Source organism: Shewanella sp. HL-SH8 (assembly GCF_051165765.1).
In the GTDB taxonomy this organism is placed as follows: domain Bacteria; phylum Pseudomonadota; class Gammaproteobacteria; order Enterobacterales; family Shewanellaceae; genus Shewanella; species Shewanella glacialimarina.
In genome coordinates, this window is sequence record NZ_CP195039.1 from 2,499,586 (window position 1) to 2,521,776 (window position 22,191).

A 22,191-nucleotide genomic window follows, 5' to 3' on the forward strand; every position below is an offset into this window, starting at 1 on the left:
TAACAAAGGTAATAGCACCAGTTTAAAAAGCACCTGAAAGGTGCTTTTTTTGTTGGCAGTTATTTGACTTTACTCTACTGAATAGAGTGATCTTTTGTTAGACGAACTAATTTGGTAGACGAACTAATGGCATATCCATCAAGTTTTGCAATAAAATAGCCGAGAAAGGGGCTTTTTGTTTTCGCTTGATTTTCGGACTAAGTCCATTTTCGATCAACACAAACAGATACATTTTACCATTAGATGCTTGAAACTGGCCCGCTAAGTTTGACACGCCTAACATACTGCCGGTTTTCGCCATGACTTTGAACTTTAATGGCGGTTTAGTGAAATAACGTTTGTACTTTAAGGTGCCTTTTATGCCCGCAACAGGCAGACTGCCGAGTAAGTATTGATAATCCTGATCAGTGGCAATGACTTTTAAAACAGCCATAACATGTTCTGCGGATAATAAATTATAGCGAGAAAGGCCTGAGCCATCGGCAATGTTTGCCATTTCAAGCTCAATCCCCAATTCCCGTAACATGACGACTAAAGCTTGTGTTGTCTGCTTAAAGTTTAATGGCTGTTGTTTAAAATCCTCGGCGCTGGTGCGTAATAAGGCTTCAGCCATCAGGTTATCTGATTTAAGTAACATCTCATCAATCAGCTTAGGCAAAGGTGCTGATAAATGCGTGGCAATAGGCTGCAATTCTCCATTTGGTATGGCCAGTGTTGTATCAACAACAACTTTACCGGTTAACCTTATCTTTTGTTGCTTAAAAATCGCTTTAACAACATTGACGGCATAACCTAGAGGTTCGTTAATTGCAATGGCTAACGGTAAAGATTTGGCTCCAGCGTAACAACCTTTAAGAGTAAAATGATTACTGTCTTTTCTTATTAACTGTAAATCGCATGGAATAGCACTTGGCTGATATGGCGCGAAAACGGCTTCATTTTCAACATATATCGGTCTTTTCCCCATGACTTTTAAGGTCGCCTTTTTGTTGTAACCATTTGCGCTAAGCCTAGCGAAAACACAATTTTTATCAATAATAAAACTAGAGATAGGGGCGGCATAACAAATGCCTAAATCATCCCACACCCAACCAGGTGCTTGAAGCTGATCTTGGTGATGGCCAATAAGATGTATGTTGCCATTAACAGTGTGAACACCTGCTTGTTTTAATTGATTAATCAAGGTAATTAAATGGCGTTGCTTTAGAGTTGGATCACCAGAAAAAGTAACATAAAGCTCATTTTTCAATATACCATTTGTTATGTCGAGTTTCTGCTCGCTTAAAAGCTGGGTTCTATATTGAAATGATTGACCCAGTTGTTTTGCACTGACTAATGCCGTCAGTAATTTTTGTATACTGGCAGGGTTCATCAAGGCATTTGAATTTTGTTTAAATACGCTCCTATTATCAGCTAAATCCCACACACTTAATGCTATGAGTGATGATTCCGGCTTGATCAAATTCATTATTGCAGCAACATGTAGCTGATCCTCAGCACTATCTTGTTCAATTTGTGTATGAGTTAATACTTGCTGTGCTGAGCTATCTAGGCAAAATAACACTAAAGCGGTAATGAACAAGTTCAACGGTTTATGTAAACGCATATATCAGCAACTTAAGGTAATCAATCTAGGTAAACTACGGCAATTGTAAGCGTTTTAAAATGATTTGTATAAAATAAAAATTTACAATTATTACGGGCTTTACGCCACAAAAGTGAGCATTTAAACTGCTAAAAATGCTGGTATGAGGGGTTTTAACAGAAATTTCTTGCTCAATAGTTTTTAAATCGGTACTTTCTATGCCAACTTGTTCACAGTCAGAGTTAACGATATGCCCCACATAACAATACGTGGTGTTAACCAACGCGTTGCGGAGCAGATCAGCCAACCATTATTTGAGCAGCTTTCTAAACTCTGTGGTAATGCAAAGAGTAGTTATACATTAGAGTGGATTGAATCAAAGCAATTTAGTGGTGCAAGTCCGTTTTTAGGGCTGGTGTTGATCGAAATATCTTGGTTCCCCCGTGATAAACTTATTCAAGATGCTGTCGAGTACGCCGTTCGCGATATCATATTAACGGTACAGTCATCAATTAAAGATATTGTTGTCATTTTTCATGTTTTAGAGCGTGAAAGGTATTATCGCAATGGTACACAATTTTAAGGAGGATGCCTTGCTGGACAAGCTTGGTGGAATTTCATTATCACCTGATGCGTTAAATTGGTTATTAACACCCAAAAATTTCAAACAAACGTTAATGAGTCAAATCGCGTCAGCTAAAACATCAATTTATATTGCTGCTTTGTACCTTGAAGATGACGAAGCGGGTAGAGAAGTGCTACAAGCATTATTAACCGCCAAAGCCAATAATCCTTCACTCGATGTTAAAGTGCTGGTTGACTATCATCGGGCTAGAAGAGGTTTGATTGGCCAAAAAGGGGATAGCGGTAATTATATCTTATATAGAAAAGCCATTGCTGCAGCACAATATCCCATTGATATTTTAGGTGTTCCAGTAAAGTCACGTGAGTTTATGGGCGTGTTGCACTTAAAGGGTTTTATTATTGATGACACAGTTATTTATAGTGGCGCAAGTATCAATAATATTTACATGCAGCAAGCTGATAAATATCGCTTTGATCGATACCATCTGATTAAAAGTGCTGAACTTGCACAAAGCATGCGCACTATGATCCAAGATTACATTATTAGCGATCCTGCGGTAACAGCATTAACACAGCCAGTTGAAACCGAAGTGGTTAGTGACAAAAATGATATTCGCAATTTTAAAAACCGTTTATCACAAGCTCACTACGAATATGTGTCTACTCGTATTGGCAATAGAGTCACGCCACTTGTTGGACTTGGAAAAAAAGACAATACGTTAAATCAAGTGATTATTGATTTGGTTGACAGTGCATCAAAACGCCTTTTCATTTGTACGCCCTATTTTAATCCGCCAGCTGCGTTATCTAAAGTGATAAACAAGAAGCTAAAAGAAGGTGTTAAAGTGGATATCGTTGTCGGTGATAAAACCGCCAATGATTTTTATATTCCACCAGAAAAAGATTTCTCTACCATTGGCGCCTTACCTTATATGTATGAGCAGTCGTTACGCAAGTTTGCCAAACGTCAGCAATGGGCCATTGAATCAGGACTATTGAGTATCCACTTGTGGAAGCATGAACATAACTCATATCATCTTAAAGGCATCAGTTGTGATGATAGAAAACATTTGATAACCGGTTCAAATCTAAACCCTAGGGCATGGGCATTAGATCTAGAAAACGGCCTGTTATTGCATGATGAATCCGGCAGCTGGAAGCAACAGTTTATTGATGAGCAAATCCATATTCTGCAATATACAGAGCGCTTATTTCACTACAGTCAATTAGACGCATTACGTACTTACCCGCAGCCGGTTCAGAAGATAATGAATCGAATACGGCGATTAAAAGCAGACTTTTTGCTAAAACGTATTTTATAATAGCCAGCTAATTATCTAAAAATCATCACTTATCTAAGTGGTGATTTTTTCATTGCATAAGTGAAAGTTATGACTGACAAGTCAAATGCGCCACAGCACGCTGTTCATCAACTCTATTTATATAGAAAGTCACTCTCAACTAAGCCATTTAGTGCCAGAGGAAAGAAGCTCGTTCGTTGTGACCTGTGCCTATTAGGTGAACAATTTTGTACCTGTGCGTTACGTCAGTTACTGACATCGACAGTGAGTTTTTTGTTGGTAATGTATAATGATGAAGTGTTAAAGCCGACTAACTCTGGTCGATTAATTGCCGATCTGATTCCAGACACTCATGCTTTTTTATGGGACAGAACCAGTCCGCCTCAAGCAATGTTGGCACTCTTAGATAACCCCATCTATCAGCCTTATTTAATTTTTCCTCAGCAGTACATTGAAAGTCATCAGCCTGTTATCAATCATGTTGACACGCAGCAATTAGCGGGCAAGCGTCCCTTATTAGTGATGCTTGATGGCAGTTGGCGTGAAGCCATAAAAATGTATCGTAAAAGTACTTATCTTCACAGTATGCCGGTACTGTCTTTTTCTCCTGAGATCTTGGCAACCTATGCACTTCGAAAAGGGAGCCATGACTTTCAATTAGGCACGGCGGAAGTTGCAGCATTAGCGCTTGAAGCTGCTGGAGAGCCTTTAAATGGTGCCGTACTTCAGAAATGGTTCGATTTGTTTGTTGAGTCATCATTACTGGGTAGAAATCGACGCGCAAAAGATACATTAACGCCAATTAGTGATTATCAACAGCAGTATCTTGATGCTGTACATGCAGCGAAATAGTCACCAATGTTAATTTATTCGCGATCTAAATTAATAACAAGTAAGATTATAGTACTGAATTGATGCAGGTATATTAAGGATATTTCCTCATGGGTGATGGCGTTACTCAACATAGTCAAAGCATGGTTAATAGCAAATTGGTGATACTGTATCGCCTAGAGCCTGGCTGCTTAGGGCCAGATGGAATTGATCATATTGAAATATTTTGCTCCATCGCAGAACGTGCATTGCAGTCACTCAATGCTGATATTTGCCAATGGCAACTTACTCCCAGATTTGATAAAAGTTTAGATGAGTTACAATACAGCCTTGCAGGTAAAATATTAACAAAAGATAAAGCGGCTAAATATGTTTTAGCCTGTGACGCTGATTTAGCCCAACTTGAAGAGTTTTTTGAAGACAAGTTAACTGAACTAATCAATAAATATATTGCGAGGAAACTTCCCGCACAAAAATAGCATGATAACGTTAGGAATAGATTGATGACCGATCGCCACAGTGCAGCATATTTGTATCAGCAATTAAAACAACAATTTGGTTTTGATACTTTCAGAGACGGTCAGTTAGAGGCTATACAGCAGGTTATACAAGGACAGTCTACGCTAGCAATATTTCCTACGGGATCAGGTAAGTCACTTTGTTATCAACTCAGTGCAATTAATCTCCCCCATCTTACTTTGGTCATTTCCCCTTTACTTGCGTTAATACAAGACCAATTGATTTTTCTTAAATCAACAGGCATAAACGCAGCAAGTATTGATTCAAGCCTTAATCAACAAGAAATTCAATCTGTCATGCACTCGGTAAAGCAGGGTGAATGTAAAATACTGATGGTGTCGGTTGAACGGTTTAAAAATGAAAGATTCAGGCAGTTCCTCTCCCAAGTGACTATTTCTCAGCTTGTGGTAGATGAAGCTCACTGTATTTCAGAATGGGGGCACAATTTTAGGCCAGACTATCTTAAAATACCGCAAATTTGCCAAACGTTTTCTATTCCACAAGTGCTGTTATTAACCGCGACAGCAACCAAGAAAGTTAAGCAGGACATGTGTGCCCGATTTGGTATTAAAGCTCAACATGTCATTCAAACTGGGTTTTATCGAGACAATCTTAACTTACAGGTCGTTCCTGTTGCTAAGTTGGATAAGACACAGCAATTAACTCGCCAAATCCAAGCCTTATTTGGCAGTGGTATTGTATATGTGACATTGCAACAAACCGCAGAACAAGTTGCTAGCACGCTAGTAAGCAATGGTATCAATGCGCAGGCGTATCATGCTGGTATGGATACCCAGGCTAGGCAATCAATCCAGCAACAGTTTATGAGCAACCAAATTCAAGTCATTGTAGCCACTATTGCATTTGGTATGGGCATAGATAAGTCTGATATTCGTTTTGTCATTCATTACGATTTACCTAAATCAATCGAAAATTACAGTCAAGAAATAGGACGAGCAGGTAGAGATGGCCAAGCATCAACATGTATCACCTTAGCCAATTTAGATGGCTTAAATACCATTGAGAATTTTGTTTACGCTGATACGCCAGATTTGCAAGATATCGAAAAATTACTCAACATTATTCAAACAGAAACCGATGAAACCGGCAAATGGGAAATGCAAGAGCTGGCACTATCCAAAGCCTGTAATATCAAAACATTGCCTTTGAAAACGCTGTTGGTTCAACTTGAACTGCAGGGCGTTATCCAACCTACATTTGCTTATTTTGCAGATTTTAAATACCAATTGTTAATTGACAAGCTGGATTTGTTGGCTCGTTTTGACCCATCTAGAGCCGCATTTATACAAAAGATATTTGACCATACTCAGTTCAAAAAAATCTGGGGCCAACTTGATTTTGATGGATTACATCAAGCCACAAAGGAGCCTAGAGCAAGAGTCGTTGCCGCACTTGAGTACTTAGCCGAGCAAGAATTAATTATTTTAGAAACAAAGAAAATGACTCAAGTATTTTATGTTAATATGACCGCTATTGTTGAGGTTTCTATTGCTTCGCAAATGCATACATACTTTAAAGATAAAGAGACTAAAGAGATACTGCGTATTGCCCAGTTAGTCCGTTTTTTCGAGCTAGGTAAGTGTTTGTCGCGAAACTTAGCGTGTTACTTTGATGATATGAACGCGCCAATTGAATGCCATCATTGCAGTGTGTGTGACGGTAAAGTCGCAAAGTTGCCTGTTACCCATACAAGCCAAAAAATTGATAAAAACCAACTTAATCAGTTTATAACTGAATTAGAACAACAGGTTAAAGTTAAAAATATTACTATCACTCATTCTACGTTAACAAAGTTTCTTGCGGGTATGAGTGTGCCCATTCTGGCCAGATTAAAGGTTAAAAATCTGGCTGGATATGGTGCATTAAGCGAATGGCGCTATCAAGAGATCGTAAATGTTTTAAACACTTTGGAGGATAAATGACTACAGACAGTGATGAGTTACTCAAAAAACATTCAAACCTAATCCACAGTGACGGCGTGACAGTTGAGTCGCATACTCAGCGAGAGCAGGGTGAATGGGTATTACAAACCTTAATGATTAAAGGTTTTGATGTTCCTTTCAAATATCGTCGTAATAAAAAGTTTAAAAGCTTGGTGGGTCAAAAAGTGAATTTAACTTATTACCCACGAGAGCAGACTGTAGCGGGTTTCAAAGTTGAAACAATGCAAGTTGTTCGAGTAAGACGATATTAATCATTTTAAAGCATCAAAATAGAATATTGAATGCTCGGCTATTATATCCAATGTGAGCGAATACCTGTAAATGAGTACATAGCAATAAGTACACGTTAATACAAATTAGTATCGCCAAACATTACAACAACCGAGCTTGATTATTATTCAAAAACAATATATTACAGAGTTAGTTACCACTAAAGCTAAAAGGTGTTTCAGCGCGCCAAATGCGATATCTTAGCTGTGCATCATGTGGCAAGTAGTATATTTTTGGTAAACGGCTATCATAATTCTCATTTATACTTTCCCCTAGTATCACAAACTGAGTCGTCTTAGGCTCAGTGCACATCATCATGGTACTTGGGCCAGTCATTATTTTATCTACCTGAAAGTAATTATACCCCCAGCCTTCAACCGTTTTTTGTACAATTTCACCCATAAGTTTATGCCGATTACAATCGACTAACTTATTCTGACCAATCTGGATTTCAAGCATATACTGGTCTTCATTTGATAATGTAGGCAGTGTTATAACATGCTGTTTCATATTGTCATCAGGCTTAGGAAACATCTTAATTTGCTCTGAAGATACATAATCACTTGCGGTATACACATCTGTTTTAGCAGACAGAGTATTTAGTTGCTCTTGATAAACGGGACTTGTCGCCATCACATTAGCTGAAAATGATAGACCAGTTGATAAAAGTACAACTGATAATGGTAATACATAATTCATAAAAACCTCTTTGACGTCCAAATAATTACCTAATATATAATTGTAAACGCACAGAGATAACAAAAGGGTTAAAAATAAAATTAAATTTAATCTTTAACATTATAATAGAAATGGCTGATGCGGCCAGTAACAAATTAACACCTATTTACACGTAAACAATTGTTTTTCTGTAACAAGTGTGACATAACATTATTATAGTCATTAACACCAGTCACAATGTCATTAGGATAGTCGTAGATGATGCAGCATAACCAAAATATAGAGCAAACAGCAGATATTCTTAGACTCGCCGTACCTAAAATGACAGCGCTTAATATTCCCGTGACCCCAGAAAATTATGCAATTTGGTATGAGTATTTTGCCGAATCGAATCTTAATTTGAAAAGAGCTATTGATGGTTTAATTGCCAATGGAGTCGTGTTTACTCCCAGCGTCACTTCAGGTCTATATAATCGCTTTATTGAAGAGCGTAGCCCAGAAATCATCGAAAATGTTCAGATTGAAACGCATATTCTAATAAAAAGCTTATTTAATAAAATTGATCAAATGACCGAAGGTACAGCCTCATTTGGTGAGAATTTATCCGGGTTTAGTGAGCAACTACAACAAAACCCATCGTCAGAAATGTTGGCCGATTTAGTACTAAATATAGCGGCAGAAGTAGAGCAGGTTGTTGCTGATAATAATAGAATGAAATCTGATCTTGTCACACTTGGTGATGAACTGCTTAACTTAAAAGGTGAAATGGAAAATTTAAGTAAGGTGGCAATGACAGATGAATTAACCTCATTAAATAATCGTCGCGCATATGAAGTTTTTGCATTAGAGCAACTCACCTCTTTTCAAGAAACACAAACAGGCTGCTGCTTATTACTGATTGATATCGATAATTTTAAAGCCTTTAATGATACATATGGCCATCTGATAGGTGACAAGGTGCTAGCTTATGTCGCTTTAGCCTTGAAAAATGCCGTTAAAGGTGAAGATTTCGTTGCTCGTTATGGCGGTGAAGAATTCATTATCATGTTGCCAGACACCAAAATAAGTGATGCCGTGATTGTCGCCGAGAAATTAAGAACTCGCATATCTGCTAAACAGCTAACAATTGGTAAAGAGACTAAACAAAATCTTGGTCATGTTACGGTATCTATAGGGATTTCAAACTTTAAAACGGGTGATGATGTCGATACCTTACTTGCACGTGCCGATAAACAGCTTTACCTAGCGAAATCTGACGGTAGAAACTGCGTTAAATACTATATACAGGATTAAGCTTGTTTAATATTTTGGTACTGGAATTGAGCGATTACGGCCTAATCTTTTTGCTTCATAGAGATGCTTGTCGGCGTAATTAATTAACTGATCTATGGTTAACTGAGAGTGGTATTCTTCTATACCAATACTAATTGTTACGCTGATATCTTCCTCTTCCAGACTAAAAAGATGTTGTGATACTGCACAACGAACCCTTTCTGCAACATCAAAAGCTTTCACTTTATCCGTATCGGTTAATATAAAAAGAAACTCTTCTCCGCCCCATCGTGCGACATAATCTAAATCTCTTAAGTTATGATTAAATACCTTTCCAATATCAACTAACAGCTTATCCCCCGCATTGTGACCATACTTATCATTAACCTGCTTAAAATAATCGATGTCGCATAATAATACCGAAAAAGGCGCTGAAACGTCTGCAGTACTGACATATTGATTTAATATGCCTTGCGCATTTCTGCGATTATGTAACCCAGTCAGCTCATCAAAATGAGCAAGATGATGTAACTTAGCGTTAAGAACTAACGCATTGTTATACAATTCATTTCTAGAAAATTCATACAGGGCAGATAAAAAACTGATGGTTAAAAATGAATACAGTAGCCTAAGTTTAAACTCGGTAGGGTAAACAGCGTGGGGATAAATGTGTTGTGGCCAAAACATAATCAGACAACTTATTACGATAAAAATAACAATATTGATTAAGCCACGCTTGAAACCATGAATATACAAAGATACGGGAGGAACAATAAAAATCCACAGCGGTCCCGTTAAGGCAACTCCACCCGAGTAAATTAAGTAAAACATCAATACATAAAGTGAATAAATAACAATGTACGAACTTAACTTAACATGTTTTTTTTGTTTAACAAGATAGTAGGCAGCAGCATAAATGACACTAGATAGGCCTAAGGCTAGAAATAATATAAAATTATTATCGTAAATAGCAAAAAGCGCCATGGCGAAGGTGATTGACATGCCAACGAGGGAGAATAAAGCAATTACACGAGTTTGTTGCAACACGCCAAAGCTTTCGAGCTTAGTATCTGAATTATCTATGAATGTAATCCTTTTTATGATCAAAGGTAATAATAAATCAAATAATAACACCGCAATTGATATACGCAAGGTATCTAGTTACAACACTGTTAATAGATCCCTAGCTTTTTACAATAAAAATACAGTATCACTTTGTCTTTTGCTTGGTTAGCCCTCTAATAATTCAGATAACAATCTCGGCCTTTTACATATATCTCCTTGTATCAGGATATTTGTCGCCTCAATTAATTTACAAATAAACAGGGGGTGGTAAGTTAAAGTAAGTGAATTATTAAAGGCATCATGCTCTCAACCCTGCATTTTTGGTAAAAGCAATTTAATACCTCAGGTTTAAACGTGTTCAAAGTAATTTCATCGGATAAAGAATCTGTAATTGATGCGTGTAACAGCGAAGCTTTTACCTCATTACCGTCAAGGCAAATTGTCCCCGGCTCGCCGAAAAAGGTGAGTATATTGCTTATGATTCAAGTTTCTACCGTGTATTGTATTCAGCATTACCAAAGTAAAGCGAAGCCGAGTAATTTGTCATAAAAAGCCAACATGTTATACCGCTGAAAAAGCGAATTAAGTCATCCTAGCGGGACTAATGATAATTTATACTAAGCATCACTGTTTAGAACGGTAAGGGATTATCCACGGAGGTCTAGTTTGGTGATTATCCCACCCACAAGTCTAATCTGCTATTGATTATTTTCAATCATTGCTTGTTTATTGGCAGATATATAGCGGTTTATAACACTCTCAGAGAGACGTTCGGTATTAGTGCATTTTTAATATAGCGAATATTAATGGCATCAGAGTTAAGTTAGCAATGTGATATAATATATTTTCTTTAAACGGATTACTGATGAAATAATTTCATGCCATTACCTGTTCTTTATTCTTTAAGAAATTGCCCCTATGCGATACGCGCTAGATTAGCTATATATGCCTCTGGTCAGCAGGTGTATTTACGCGATTTAGTATTGAGTAATAAACCCGCGGAAATGCTTGCTGTATCGCCTAAAGGGACTGTCCCTGTATTAGTCACACTTGATAATGCGATCATTGATGAAAGTTTATCGATTATGCAGTGGGCTTTTTCACAAACCGATCCCAATGACTATCTCCACAAATCAGCACCCAATGCCTTAGCTGAAATGCGAGTTATGATTGAAAGGTTTGATAGTGAGTTTAAAGGACATTTAGAGCAATATCGCTGTTCTAAACGTTACCATGAGACTTCACTTCTTGATGACAGGCAAAAGTGTGAACCTTATCTAGCAGACCTTGAAAAGCGACTCTGCCAGCATCAATATTTAATGTCAGATAAACCAAGCCTGGCAGATTTAGCTTTAATGCCGTTTTTACGCCAGTTTGCCAGGGTAGAGCGGCAATGGTATTTGCAATCTCCTTATCCAAAGCTGCGTCAGTGGCTTAACGGTTATTTACAAAGCAGAATGTTTACCAAGGTAATGGCCCAGCAGCCAATGTGGTTAGACTTAAAAGAAGACGTTGTTTTTGGCAACCGTGTATAGGCTCATCTGCGATAGAAGAGTAATACTTAATTAACGCAATATTGTTTTCTATTATCAACACCTCTTTGTAAGAGGGATTATTTCAGTATTCATCTGTTGTTGATATCGTTTCAACAGATGAGGCAGTTAAACATATGGCTAGAAAAATAAAACTAAATTACAATGTCTAACTTTTTGTTTAAAAAATTTGCGATCGAATCACATAAATATCGACGCCATTGCCAAGGAACATCTTTAATTGAGAACATCAATTTTTGTTATTGCTACAGGTTTTATCCTGTTAAGTGGTTGCCAAACCGTGACGGTTAAAGATGTCGAAACAGAAAAAATCTCTCGTAATCTTGATAATACAACATCATCAAAAGTGCCTAAGTCTTTAGTCCGCCGCCCGTATCAAGATAGTGGTGATGTGTGGGAACGTATCCGTTTTTCGATGGATATCCCTATTCCAGATGAACAGTTAGTTAATCAATATCGACAATGGTATATCAATAATCCACAGCATCTAGAACGTATTTCACAACGTGCGAAACCATTTTTATATTTAATTGTTGAAGAATTTAACGATAGAGACTTACCCATAGAGCTGGCTTTATTACCTATGGTTGAAAGCTCTTTTAATCCACTTGCTTATTCCAGCGCCGATGCATCAGGCTTATGGCAATTTACTTCTCCCATGGCCAGTCATTTCGGATTAGAAATGAATTGGTGGTATGACGGCAGAAGAGATGTCCCTGCAGCCACAACTGCAGCATTAGATATGTTGGAATACTTGTATAAAAAAACTGACAACTGGTTATACGCATTAGCAGCATACAATGCGGGTGAAGGGCGGTTGCGAGAGGCTATTCGATACAATGAAGCTAGGGGCTTAAGCACCGACTTTTGGGCTTTACCCTTACCCAAAGAAACCAGACAATACGTACCGCAATTACTGGCAATTGCAGATGTCATAAAACATGCCGAACGTTATGGCATTAACCTTCAATCAATTCCTAACAAACCGCTCGTTGAAGTGATTGATGTCGGTAGTCAAATTGATATCGCTGTAGCAGCCGACCTGGCGAATATACCCATTACTCGACTGCAAAAGTTAAACCCGGGGTTTAATCGCTGGGCAACATCGCCCGACGGACCACATCAATTGGTTGTGCCAGTCAGTAAAGTAAATCAGTTTAAAAAAGCGCTTGAAGACACCGACATTAGTGAAAGAGTTAAATGGTTCAAATATCAGATAAAAGCAGGTGACAATATAAGTGCTATTGCTAAACGTCATCAAATAAGCGTGTCTAAAATTCAAGAAATGAATGACATTAGTGGTGATCGAATTATCGCAGGCCAAATACTTTTTATGCCACATTTAACGTCACAAGTGATATTAGATGTAGAACTGGCCGCCGCCAAATCTGCTCAAGTTTCATCGAATAAACCCACAATGGCAAATACAGTTCGAACGCCTAAAGGTGAAACCGCCGTTAACGGTAACCACACAGTTCAGTATGGCGATACACTTTGGAGCATCGCCAGGGTATATAAAGTCAGTGTAGAGCAGATCACTCGCTGGAATAATATGACCGATAAAGACAGGTTAAGTGTGGGTAAGACATTAATGTTTTATCATCAGCCACACAATAAACAACGAACCCAGTAAGGCCCATTAAAGTACTAAGTTGTAAATTAATTGCTGACAGTAATCTATAATTATCCTGAAACGTGCTTGTTAAGTATTGATTATGTGCAAAAACAGTATTTTACATTAGTAATAAATTCACTTTTAGAAAATAACATTTTCGGATAAAAACAAATTTAAATATTATCGGTATGGAAACCGTTCCATCTAACTAGACTAGTGATACTGATGATGTTGTACGCACAAATATAATTTTGCTGAAAACATGCGACCAGTGGAAGTCATTTATGATTAAAAAACTGCAACAAATACTCGTAGGCTCATTACATCGCCAAATGGTCGCGGGTATGACAATAACCGTGATCTTGATGATGGGGTTATTTATTTGGAATACGACTCAGCATCAACAGACAATTAAAATTCAACAGTATAAAGAGCAAGCCATTGCCCTTGCTGATACTTTATCGTCATCTTCTGCCATTTTGATTTCCTCGCGAGACTTTGATGGTCTTCAGGAAATTGTCAGTGCCTTATCACACTATCCCGATTTAAAGCATGCCATTGTCATTGGTTTACAGGGGCAAGTTCTGGCGCATACTGACCCCAGCCAAGTGGGGGCGCACATCAAGACGCTTCCGAATGATATTGAAACTCAACATGTAAAGTATTCAAAAAATAACATAGAGTTTGCTAAGGCTATTATATTAGTAGAACGCAAAGTGGGTTGGGTGATTATTGATTTAAATAAAAAAACTTATCTAGAAGAAATTATGCAAATCAAAATATACAGCTTTTTTTATGTACTTGCTGCAATTTTGTTTGGTGTTTTGATTACGACCTTAGCTAGCCGTTATTTAACTCGTCGCTTGCATATAATCCAAAAAGTCGCCGATAAAGTACAAACAGGATCAACTCATTTACGCGTAAATATGCAGGGCGATGATGAGGCAGCGTCACTGGCCAAGCATTTCGATAAAATGCTTGATAGCCTAGCCTTAAGAGAAGCGCAGTTAGCCTCATTTTATTCATTAGATTTAGTTGGCTTAACAGTGACCTCAGCAGATAAAGGCTGGGTCAGTATAAATTCTTGTCTTTGTACCATGTTGGAATATACCGAAGAACAACTCAAGGCGTTAACATGGGTTGATTTAACTCATCCAGATGATTTAGCCGCCGATGTAGAACAATTCACCAAATTACTTGCTAATGAAATTGATGGTTACAGTTTAGAAAAACGTTTTATTAGTCGAACGGGTAAAGTCATTTCCACCATGCTAGTTGTTCGCTGTGTTCGTAAAACAAATGGCAATGTTGATTATGTAATGGCGATGGTTCAAGATATCAGTAAGCAAAAAGAAGACGCCATTCAAATAGAAAGACTAGCCTACTTTGACCCGCTGACAAAATTACCAAACCGTCGACTGTTAGATGACAGGTTAAAACAAGCATTAATATTGAGCCAACGTAGCAACCACTACGGAGCATTATTATTCCTTGACCTCGACAACTTCAAGACACTTAATGACACCCTAGGTCATGACATTGGCGATATGTTATTGCAACAGGTCGCTAATCGTTTAATCACTATTATGCGTAAAGGTGATACCATTTCTCGCTTTGGTGGTGATGAATTTGTCATTCTGTTAGAAAATTTACACATTAACGCCGTGATTGCCGCAACAGAGGTTAAAGCTATTGCGGCTAATATTTTGAACAGTATTAATCAGTCATACAATATAGCGGGGCATAGTTATTCAACTAGCACTAGTATAGGGGCTGCATTATTTCTAGGGCATAAAACAACTTCAGACGAATTGCTTAAACAAGCTGATATTTCCATGTACCAAGCTAAGAAATCAGGCCGCAATGCCTTTTGTTTCTTTGACCCCCAGATGGAGAGTATTCTTATCAATAAAGTTGAGCTTGAACGTGACTTACTATTTGCCCTAGAACACAATCAATTTCAATTATACTATCAAGTTCAAGTAGACAGTTCTAACACCCCTATAGGTGTAGAGGCCCTTATCCGCTGGATTAATCCGAAGAGAGGTATCGTTTCACCGTTAGATTTTATTCCACTAGCAGAAGACACTGGAATTATTCTCAATATAGGACAGTGGGTACTTGAATCGGCCTGTATTCAACTTAAAGCCTGGCAAGAAAATAACAGCACTGCGGGGCTATCATTATCTATTAATGTCAGTGCCAGACAGTTTCATCAAGCTGATTTTGTTGAAATAATAAAGAATAATATTGATAAATATAGTATTAATCCTAGTCTACTTAAAATTGAATTAACAGAAAGTATACTATTGAATAATATTGAAACCATCATTCATAAAATGAATACACTCGCTACAATGGGTATCCAGTTTTCATTAGATGATTTTGGAACCGGATATTCATCGTTACAATACCTAAAAACATTACCACTACATCAACTTAAAATAGATCAGTCGTTTGTTCGTGATTTAGGTGTCGATAAGAACGATAAAACAATTGTTAAGACCATTATTTCTATGGCGCACAGCTTAGGATTAAATGTGATTGCTGAAGGTGTTGAAACTTTGCCACAACAGCAATATCTAGTCAGCCAAGGTTGTACTCATTTTCAAGGCTACTTATTTAGTCGACCAGTACCCATAACTCAATTTGATATTTTATTCACTCAAGCCACTAAGTATTGATGATGGCAGAAGAATAGGGTAACGATAAGTAAACTATTGTGGATAATCTATCGCATCGCTATCACTATGATTGCAGGTACTAATTTGAGTTATTCATAACAGTGGCCAAACAGAATTAGCCACTGTTATGACATTGAGCCTAGCTAACAGCGATAAGTAACGACTGTACTAACTCAATGTAGGTATTGCCATCAGCAACGGCTTTAGATTTAAGATGATCAGCAAACCCTAATCGTGCACTCATCACTAGCCAAAATATGGCACTCAGCAAACCGACTACACGCCACAAGGTTGACTTTGCCCACTTAAGTGCCAACGTAATAGATAATACATAAAGCACAAAGCCGCCTAGCTTAGAAGAGGCCCAGCCGTTTACGAATGGATATAAGTTAAGTGGGTTAACCACGACAAGGTAGATAAAACTACAGATAAATAGTGTGTACAAAACATGCGGGCCGACCTTTAGCAGTTTGTTATTCACCTTGTCAGAACCTCTCATCGTTAACACAAAATTGATGATGAAAAATATAAACGTCAGTGCAATTATTGTCAGATGGGCGTGTTTAACTATCATGTACATGGTGTTATTCCCTAAAAAGTGATGTTGATTAAAACTAATACTATTGATTTATTAATTAAAATATAGTTAATCATAAGCATTTGAAACTAAAGGTATTTTTTAAAGCCTTTATATTCTTATACTACTTTATGTATCACTACGCGAAACAGCAACGTTAAGTTCAATCCAGCTTAAAATGCCGAATCAAAGATACCTTAACGATCAAAAATATGACGTTCGATATGCATGTTAACATTCAGTTCTTTATTCAATATTAATAGTACATTTATATTTCACATTAAAAGTGTTCTATCACGCAAAAATCTATGTACCTATATCTATCCTTGGTGATTAAGTGTCTTGATGAAAAGTACATTATACTCGCGACAAAGCAAGCAAATTGAGATGACGTGCCACTCGGCTTACAATTCAGTATTGATAACGATTCGTTACAGAATAGCTAACTGAGTGTTTATCTATTGGTGCTGAAATTCAGTTATAGTAATCGCCTAAAATAATAAGCCGAAATAAAGGCCAAATAAAAAGGATTTAGTCGATGTCAGGCAAAACACTCACTACAATAATCCCATTGCTGATGTTAATTCCAATGACGGCTTCTGCGAGTACTTGGGTTGATGTGAGTAATCAATACACCAATAAACAGATCCAGATAACCAGCCAGTTTCAACCCGAAATGGTCAGCTCAATAGGTATTTCAGAAGCCGACAATCTGTGTAGCAGTATTACCAAAGCACAACAAGATAAGTACATTAAAACGCTTAATAACAGTAAGAAAACCTTACTAAAAGCACTGGAAACAGAAACTCTTTTACCTGTTCGCCAAGATCTTAATATTATTATCGACGATATTGATCAGACTATTTTGGCAGACCAGTTAGATGATAAGTACATGTTACCTTGGGTTGATGTCCCATTAATTATTTTTAGAGGGGTATCGGCATTATTGGATCAGCAAATGGCTGACAGCCGCAAACAAGCTGCTATAACGCGTTTGGCTTGTTATGTCGGTAAAACCGGTCAACCCGCATTAACTGAGCAAGCAAAAACCTTGTTTGAAACCGCGTTAAACAATAAAGCATTACTCGGCCCAACTAAAGAAGAAGTAGAACAAGCATTAGCAAGAACCGACACTTTACTGCAAGGTTTACAGCAATTATTTGATAAAAATGACTTCAGTCAAGCCGACGATAATTTAGCGCTGTTAAAAAAACAAATTACAGATTACCGTCAATGGGCTGAAAAAACGGTTATTCCTCATGCGCGTACTGACTACAAATTGCCCTCTGAAATTTATGCGTTAAAACTTAAAAGTGCAGGAATTGATATAGACCCAAACTTGCTCATTGAACGTGCTAAAGCAAGTTACATGATCACCAAAGCGAACATGCAAGCTTTGGCTCCGTTAGTGGCAGCAAAGTTTGATATGCCATCGAGTGATTATCGCGATGTGATTAAAGCGCTTAAAAAAGACTCATTAGCCAACGATAAAATTGAAAACCACTATCGCGAAATTAACACTAAACTTGAAGGCATTATTACTGCGCAAGCGGTTGTCGACTTACCAAAACGTAATATGATTATGCGTCTTGCCAGCGATGCAGAGGCCGCGGGCAGCCCAGCACCACATATGTTGCCACCCCCGTTTATTGGTAACACTGGCGAGCAAGGTCAATTTGTACTGACAACCGGCAACCCCGCATTAAGTGGTGATGCCGCTTATGATGACTTTAACTTTAACGCGGTTGCGTACACATTAAGTGCTCACGAAGGTCGACCAGGGCATGAACTGCAATTTGCCGTCATGCTGGAGCAAGGTGTGTCATTGGCTCGAGTGTATTATGCGTTTAATAGCGTCAACGTAGAAGGTTGGGCACTTTATGCTGAAGCTGAAATGCTGCCTTATTTGCCCATTGAAGGCCAACTCATCGCCTTGCAACATCGTCTATTACGTAACGCCCGTGCCATGTTAGACCCGATGCTAAATTTAGGGTTAGCCACCAAAGAGCAAGCTTACAATTTATTAAGCAATGATGTGGTGTTCTCAAAAGCCGCAGTAAAACAAGAAGTAGACCGTTATACCATGCGTATGCCTGGACAGGCGGGCAGCTACTTTTATGGTTTATCAAGGTTACTTGAAATAAGAGCCGATGTTGAATTGGCCTTGGGTGACAAATTTGACCGTTTGGCCTTTAATAACTTCGTGCTAGAACAAGGCTTAATTCCACCACACTTAATGGCTGAAGCGGTTAAACAACGTTTTTTAACCCAAAACTAATCTATTACGCGAGCTATACGGTCAGCGATAAGCTCAGCGATAAATTGATGATAAAAATCCCATTTAAAGAGCACTTTAATGGGATTTTTTATTTAACATTCAATTCATTACTCGCGCCCAATAAACGCCATAACACTCACCACATACGCAGACTAAAGCTGATGTAGTGACTCATTTTATGGTGAATCGATTAACACCGCGTATTCATCTAAATTGGTGTGGCCTCTAGCCGTTAAAAATGACAGTAATGCTTCAGGGCTGCGATTTAATAATCGCTCGATTGGAAAATCCACTGCATCAATAACTTCAATGCACTTTTCAAAGCCGCCCAAGCTAAATGCAACGTGAGAGTCCGAACCCATCACTAATAATCCGCCAGCGTGTTTCACTGCACTCGCAATGTCAGTGCAGTTAGCTAAACTGCCTTTACGAGAGGTTAAGAAAGACGAGTTATTAATTTCAAGCGCGACATTGTGCTCAGCGGCGGCTTTCGCAACCCGTTTAATGTCAATCGGATATGACGGATTCCCGGGGTGGGTAATGATGTCAACGTGGCCACTTTTAATGCAATTGATAAGTGCCTGTGTATGCGCTTCCTGGCTAGATGGTGGGAATACCGGCTCATGAAAACCCGCCAAGACAATATCGAGATCGGTTAAATAGCTGCCGTAAAAATCAATTTCACCTAGATCATTTTTTATATTCGCTTCAATACCGCGCAGCATACCAACACCATCCACAATTCTTGGCAATACTCGCATATTCACAAAATGCCAAAAGTGGGGCGCATCTGCCATATCAGGCCCATGATCGGTAATAGCAAAAAGTTTAATGCCTTTGGTTTTGGCTATCGAAAAATAGTCATGAACAGTACTGTATGCGTGGGTTGAAGCTATGGTGTGTGCGTGGGTATCAACAGAGAATTTAATCACGGATCTGGCTCTCTTTATCAAAAACATAAACAAACAGTTTACGCTGTAAAGCATCTATTCTCTATTAAATATGCGCGGTTTAGATCTGTCATAAATCGCCCCGGCTTAAATTACCTTGTTGATTGATCTTGCTCTAAAGCTAAAAAATTGGGTGATGATTTTTTGATTTTAATTAAAAACTGGCAATAATCCTTCAATATAATACAATAACTGTATATTTATACAGTGGTGTTTATTATGCGCATTATTCCTATTCATGCCAGTGCGGGGATTACCGGTTTTGAAAGTCCTGCATCTGAGTATTTACAGTTATCGTTAAGCCTAGATGAACTATTGATTGAACATCCTAATGCCACTTTTATTGGCGTCGCGAGTGGTGACTCAATGCAGGGCGTCGGTATTTTTTATGGCGACCTATTGATTGTTGATCGCCATGAAACCGCCCGTCATGGTGATGTGATTGTTGCCAATTTTAATGGTGAGTTTGTGTGTAAAATTCTGGATAAAAACCGCAGGTTATTATTGTCATCTAATGAGTTATATCAGCCGCAAGCGATAAACTATTATGACTCATTCAATATTGAAGGCGTGGTGATTCGCTCTATTCGTTGTCATCGCCAAAGCCCTTTACTGGCTAGCTCGCCCCAGGTGAGTTAACCATGTTTGCTTTAGTTGATGCTAATTCATTTTATTGCAGTGCAGAGCAGGTCTTTCGTCCAGACTGGCGCGGTAAACCCATTATAGTGTTGAGTAATAACGACGGCTGCATAGTTGCGGCTAACCGTCAGGCTAAAGAGCTTGGCGTACCAAAGTTTTCGCCTTACTTCCAGGTTAAGCACTTGTGCCAACAAAAAGGCGTTATAGCCTGCTCAAGTAACTACGAGCTTTATGCCGATTTATCGATGAAAATGATGAGTATCATTGGCCGTTTTGCCCCCGAACAGCATGTGTATTCTATCGATGAAAGCTTTCTTTCATTTAAGCAGTGTTATCCCGCCATTCAATGTTTACGCACCCAGGGTCAATTAATTCGTCGTGCAGTATGGAAAGAAGCGCGTCTGCCGGTTTGCGTGGGCATGGGACCCACCTTAACCTTAGCGAAAGTGGCCAATCATGCCGCGAAGAAAATACAAGTCTACAAAGGTGTTTGTGTCATTGATAACGAGCCTGAGCGAATAGCCATTTTACAATCAATGAGTACCGGTGATGTTTGGGGAGTGGGTCGGCGTATTAGTAAAAAATTAGCTTTAATGAATATCAATAGTGCACTTGAACTGGCTAATATGCCCGCAGGATTAGCACGTAAACAATTCAGCATTGAAATTGAACGTACAGTGCGCGAGTTAAACGGCCAGGTATGTAAAGTATGGGATGAGGCGAGGGCAGATAAGCAACAAATCTTTTCTACCCGCAGTGTCGGTGAGCGTATTGTTGATTATGACTCATTGCTGCAAGCATTAAGTAAACATGTTGGTATTGCGGCGGTAAAGGCACGCAAGCAGGGAACACATTGCAAAACAATGATGCTGTTTGCCAGTAACTCACCCTATGATGACCATCCCGTCAACTTCAAAGTACTCGTATCATTTGCATGCCCGACAAATTGTACCAAAGAGTTAACTCAGGCCATGAGCAACGCAGCAGTAAAACTATTTAGAACCGGTGTTCACTATTACAAAATTGGCGTAGGTCTGCTTGATTTAAGCTGTGAAAAACACACCCAATTCGATTTATTTAACCCACCTAAAGCTAATCCAGCATTGATGAAAACGCTTGATGCTATCAATCAACGCTATGGCACAGATACCTTATTTGTAGCCGCTCAAGGCATTGAACATAAATGGGCCATGCGACGAGAATTACTGACGCCGCAATACACAACTAATTGGAAAAGCTTGCCAACAATTAAGTGCTAAAAAACAAGCCAATCTAAAAATCGTAAGGTAACTTGCACAGGCTGAACATTCCGAAACGAAGATAAAAGTGTTAGTCGATGATATTGTCGTCACAAAAAATGTCGTTACGGTGCACAAAATCCAATCAGGTTATCAACACAGGTAAATTTTACTCAACTTTGACGTTACATTATTGACGGCAACGCTCGAATAATTCGGAGTTTACGCTATTGCTTACACCATACTTGCGGCATAATGGCGTTAAGTATTTTAAACAGAGTCGTTATAATGGATAAGCAGCAAGACAGTTACATGACTGAAGAAACACTCATTGAAGTCGTCGAAAATCAAATCGCCGACAGTGAACCCAAAAAAGTAAAAGAAACCCTAATGCGTTTAGTCATGACAGGTACACCGCGTGAAGACGCTATTCAATTGATGGCTTGCGCGTTGGCTATCGAAGTTTTCGATGTCATGAAAAATGGTGCCTCTTTTAACGAAATACGTTATAGCCAGCATTTGGATGCACTACCGAATATAGATTGGATGGAAGATTAATAACAACTCATAAATTCCAGTTTTGTTAG

The 22,191-nt window shown here is 38.5% G+C and carries 19 protein-coding genes and 1 pseudogene; 15 read left to right on the top strand and 5 right to left on the bottom strand.

Annotated features, from left to right (window positions below):
- Nucleotides 1-106 precede the first annotated feature (106 nt).
- Nucleotides 107-1,606 (bottom strand): D-alanyl-D-alanine carboxypeptidase/D-alanyl-D-alanine endopeptidase, encoded by a 1,500-nt coding sequence (gene dacB / locus ACRWQN_RS10985; protein ID WP_434937726.1) that lies wholly within the window; start codon nt 1,604-1,606, stop codon nt 107-109.
- A gap of 229 nt (nt 1,607-1,835) precedes the next feature.
- On the opposite strand from dacB, the gene ACRWQN_RS10990 reads away from it, so the two are divergent.
- The 6 genes from ACRWQN_RS10990 (at nt 1,836) to ACRWQN_RS11015 (ending at nt 7,036) form a co-directional block, all read left to right on the top strand.
- Nucleotides 1,836-2,168 (top strand): DUF1904 family protein, encoded by a 333-nt coding sequence (locus ACRWQN_RS10990; protein ID WP_434926131.1) that lies wholly within the window; start codon nt 1,836-1,838, stop codon nt 2,166-2,168.
- 10 nt (nt 2,169-2,178) lie between these two features.
- Nucleotides 2,179-3,492 (top strand): CDP-diacylglycerol--serine O-phosphatidyltransferase, encoded by a 1,314-nt coding sequence (pssA, locus tag ACRWQN_RS10995; RefSeq protein ID WP_434931895.1) that lies wholly within the window; start codon nt 2,179-2,181, stop codon nt 3,490-3,492.
- Nucleotides 3,493-3,561: 69 nt separating this feature from the next.
- Nucleotides 3,562-4,323: a tRNA-uridine aminocarboxypropyltransferase gene (locus tag ACRWQN_RS11000; RefSeq protein ID WP_434937728.1), complete on the top strand. Its 762-nt coding sequence runs from the start codon at nt 3,562-3,564 to the stop codon at nt 4,321-4,323.
- Nucleotides 4,324-4,412: 89 nt separating this feature from the next.
- Nucleotides 4,413-4,781: a hypothetical protein gene (locus ACRWQN_RS11005; RefSeq protein ID WP_434937730.1), complete on the top strand. Its 369-nt coding sequence runs from the start codon at nt 4,413-4,415 to the stop codon at nt 4,779-4,781.
- A 24-nt stretch (nt 4,782-4,805) separates the two neighbouring features.
- Nucleotides 4,806-6,764, top strand: coding sequence for a RecQ family ATP-dependent DNA helicase (locus ACRWQN_RS11010; protein ID WP_434937731.1), 1,959 nt, complete (start codon nt 4,806-4,808; stop codon nt 6,762-6,764).
- Complete coding sequence (locus tag ACRWQN_RS11015; RefSeq protein WP_434926136.1) at nt 6,761-7,036, top strand: hypothetical protein; 276 nt, start codon at nt 6,761-6,763, stop codon at nt 7,034-7,036. The genes ACRWQN_RS11010 and ACRWQN_RS11015 overlap by 4 nt, the downstream gene beginning before the upstream one ends.
- Nucleotides 7,037-7,205: 169 nt before the next feature.
- On the opposite strand, the gene eco is transcribed toward ACRWQN_RS11015, so the two are convergent.
- On the bottom strand, nt 7,206-7,754 hold the full coding sequence (eco, locus tag ACRWQN_RS11020; RefSeq protein ID WP_434931892.1) for a serine protease inhibitor ecotin: 549 nt from the start codon (nt 7,752-7,754) through the stop codon (nt 7,206-7,208).
- A gap of 240 nt (nt 7,755-7,994) precedes the next feature.
- On the opposite strand from eco, the gene ACRWQN_RS11025 reads away from it, so the two are divergent.
- Nucleotides 7,995-9,026: a GGDEF domain-containing protein gene (locus ACRWQN_RS11025; RefSeq protein WP_434929040.1), complete on the top strand. Its 1,032-nt coding sequence runs from the start codon at nt 7,995-7,997 to the stop codon at nt 9,024-9,026.
- Between the two features lie 6 nt (nt 9,027-9,032).
- Here ACRWQN_RS11025 and ACRWQN_RS11030 read toward each other — a convergent pair whose 3' ends face one another.
- The gene (locus ACRWQN_RS11030; protein ID WP_434937733.1) at nt 9,033-10,052 is read right to left on the bottom strand and encodes a GGDEF domain-containing protein; all 1,020 of its coding nucleotides are present in this window, start codon (nt 10,050-10,052) and stop codon (nt 9,033-9,035) included.
- A 402-nt stretch (nt 10,053-10,454) separates the two neighbouring features.
- On the opposite strand from ACRWQN_RS11030, the pseudogene ACRWQN_RS11035 reads away from it, so the two are divergent.
- The 4 genes and pseudogenes from ACRWQN_RS11035 to ACRWQN_RS11050 form a co-directional block, all read left to right on the top strand.
- Nucleotides 10,455-10,653 (top strand): annotated as a pseudogene (locus ACRWQN_RS11035) (IS3 family transposase); the annotation flags it as partial.
- A gap of 295 nt (nt 10,654-10,948) precedes the next feature.
- Nucleotides 10,949-11,605, top strand: a complete 657-nt coding sequence (locus ACRWQN_RS11040; protein WP_434937735.1) for a glutathione S-transferase — start codon at nt 10,949-10,951, stop codon at nt 11,603-11,605.
- Between the two features lie 238 nt (nt 11,606-11,843).
- Nucleotides 11,844-13,256: a LysM peptidoglycan-binding domain-containing protein gene (locus ACRWQN_RS11045; RefSeq protein WP_434937737.1), complete on the top strand. Its 1,413-nt coding sequence runs from the start codon at nt 11,844-11,846 to the stop codon at nt 13,254-13,256.
- Between the two features lie 266 nt (nt 13,257-13,522).
- Nucleotides 13,523-15,922, top strand: a complete 2,400-nt coding sequence (locus tag ACRWQN_RS11050) for an EAL domain-containing protein (RefSeq protein ID WP_434937739.1) — start codon at nt 13,523-13,525, stop codon at nt 15,920-15,922.
- Between the two features lie 139 nt (nt 15,923-16,061).
- Here ACRWQN_RS11050 and ACRWQN_RS11055 read toward each other — a convergent pair whose 3' ends face one another.
- The gene (locus ACRWQN_RS11055; RefSeq protein WP_434937741.1) at nt 16,062-16,502 is read right to left on the bottom strand and encodes a SirB2 family protein; all 441 of its coding nucleotides are present in this window, start codon (nt 16,500-16,502) and stop codon (nt 16,062-16,064) included.
- Between the two features lie 535 nt (nt 16,503-17,037).
- Here ACRWQN_RS11055 and ACRWQN_RS11060 point away from each other — a divergent pair.
- Nucleotides 17,038-18,777 (top strand): DUF885 domain-containing protein, encoded by a 1,740-nt coding sequence (locus tag ACRWQN_RS11060; RefSeq protein ID WP_434937743.1) that lies wholly within the window; start codon nt 17,038-17,040, stop codon nt 18,775-18,777.
- Nucleotides 18,778-18,953: 176 nt separating this feature from the next.
- On the opposite strand, the gene ACRWQN_RS11065 is transcribed toward ACRWQN_RS11060, so the two are convergent.
- The gene (locus tag ACRWQN_RS11065; protein WP_434940641.1) at nt 18,954-19,706 is read right to left on the bottom strand and encodes a phosphatase; all 753 of its coding nucleotides are present in this window, start codon (nt 19,704-19,706) and stop codon (nt 18,954-18,956) included.
- Between the two features lie 240 nt (nt 19,707-19,946).
- On the opposite strand from ACRWQN_RS11065, the gene ACRWQN_RS11070 reads away from it, so the two are divergent.
- The 3 genes from ACRWQN_RS11070 (at nt 19,947) to ACRWQN_RS11080 (ending at nt 22,162) form a co-directional block, all read left to right on the top strand.
- A complete protein-coding gene (locus ACRWQN_RS11070; protein WP_226409880.1) occupies nt 19,947-20,366 on the top strand; it encodes a LexA family protein in 420 nt (139 codons plus the stop codon).
- A 2-nt stretch (nt 20,367-20,368) separates the two neighbouring features.
- Nucleotides 20,369-21,625 (top strand): Y-family DNA polymerase, encoded by a 1,257-nt coding sequence (locus tag ACRWQN_RS11075; RefSeq protein ID WP_434937745.1) that lies wholly within the window; start codon nt 20,369-20,371, stop codon nt 21,623-21,625.
- A 267-nt stretch (nt 21,626-21,892) separates the two neighbouring features.
- Nucleotides 21,893-22,162, top strand: a complete 270-nt coding sequence (locus ACRWQN_RS11080; protein WP_434937747.1) for a hypothetical protein — start codon at nt 21,893-21,895, stop codon at nt 22,160-22,162.
- The last annotated feature ends 29 nt before the right edge of the window (nt 22,163-22,191 follow it).

What these genes read in the sequence shown, in the direction of transcription:
- dacB (WP_434937726.1), bottom strand. Translation starts at nt 1,606, where the DNA reads ATGCGTTTACATAAACCGTTGAACTTGTTCATTACCGCTTTAGTGTTA.
- ACRWQN_RS10990 (WP_434926131.1), top strand. Translation starts at nt 1,836, where the DNA reads ATGCCCCACATAACAATACGTGGTGTTAACCAACGCGTTGCGGAGCAG.
- ACRWQN_RS11000 (WP_434937728.1), top strand. Translation starts at nt 3,562, where the DNA reads ATGACTGACAAGTCAAATGCGCCACAGCACGCTGTTCATCAACTCTAT.
- ACRWQN_RS11005 (WP_434937730.1), top strand. Translation starts at nt 4,413, where the DNA reads ATGGGTGATGGCGTTACTCAACATAGTCAAAGCATGGTTAATAGCAAA.
- ACRWQN_RS11010 (WP_434937731.1), top strand. Translation starts at nt 4,806, where the DNA reads ATGACCGATCGCCACAGTGCAGCATATTTGTATCAGCAATTAAAACAA.
- ACRWQN_RS11015 (WP_434926136.1), top strand. Translation starts at nt 6,761, where the DNA reads ATGACTACAGACAGTGATGAGTTACTCAAAAAACATTCAAACCTAATC.
- eco (WP_434931892.1), bottom strand. Translation starts at nt 7,754, where the DNA reads ATGAATTATGTATTACCATTATCAGTTGTACTTTTATCAACTGGTCTA.
- ACRWQN_RS11025 (WP_434929040.1), top strand. Translation starts at nt 7,995, where the DNA reads ATGCAGCATAACCAAAATATAGAGCAAACAGCAGATATTCTTAGACTC.
- ACRWQN_RS11040 (WP_434937735.1), top strand. Translation starts at nt 10,949, where the DNA reads ATGCCATTACCTGTTCTTTATTCTTTAAGAAATTGCCCCTATGCGATA.
- ACRWQN_RS11050 (WP_434937739.1), top strand. Translation starts at nt 13,523, where the DNA reads ATGATTAAAAAACTGCAACAAATACTCGTAGGCTCATTACATCGCCAA.
- ACRWQN_RS11055 (WP_434937741.1), bottom strand. Translation starts at nt 16,502, where the DNA reads ATGTACATGATAGTTAAACACGCCCATCTGACAATAATTGCACTGACG.
- ACRWQN_RS11060 (WP_434937743.1), top strand. Translation starts at nt 17,038, where the DNA reads ATGTCAGGCAAAACACTCACTACAATAATCCCATTGCTGATGTTAATT.
- ACRWQN_RS11070 (WP_226409880.1), top strand. Translation starts at nt 19,947, where the DNA reads ATGCGCATTATTCCTATTCATGCCAGTGCGGGGATTACCGGTTTTGAA.
- ACRWQN_RS11075 (WP_434937745.1), top strand. Translation starts at nt 20,369, where the DNA reads ATGTTTGCTTTAGTTGATGCTAATTCATTTTATTGCAGTGCAGAGCAG.
- ACRWQN_RS11080 (WP_434937747.1), top strand. Translation starts at nt 21,893, where the DNA reads ATGGATAAGCAGCAAGACAGTTACATGACTGAAGAAACACTCATTGAA.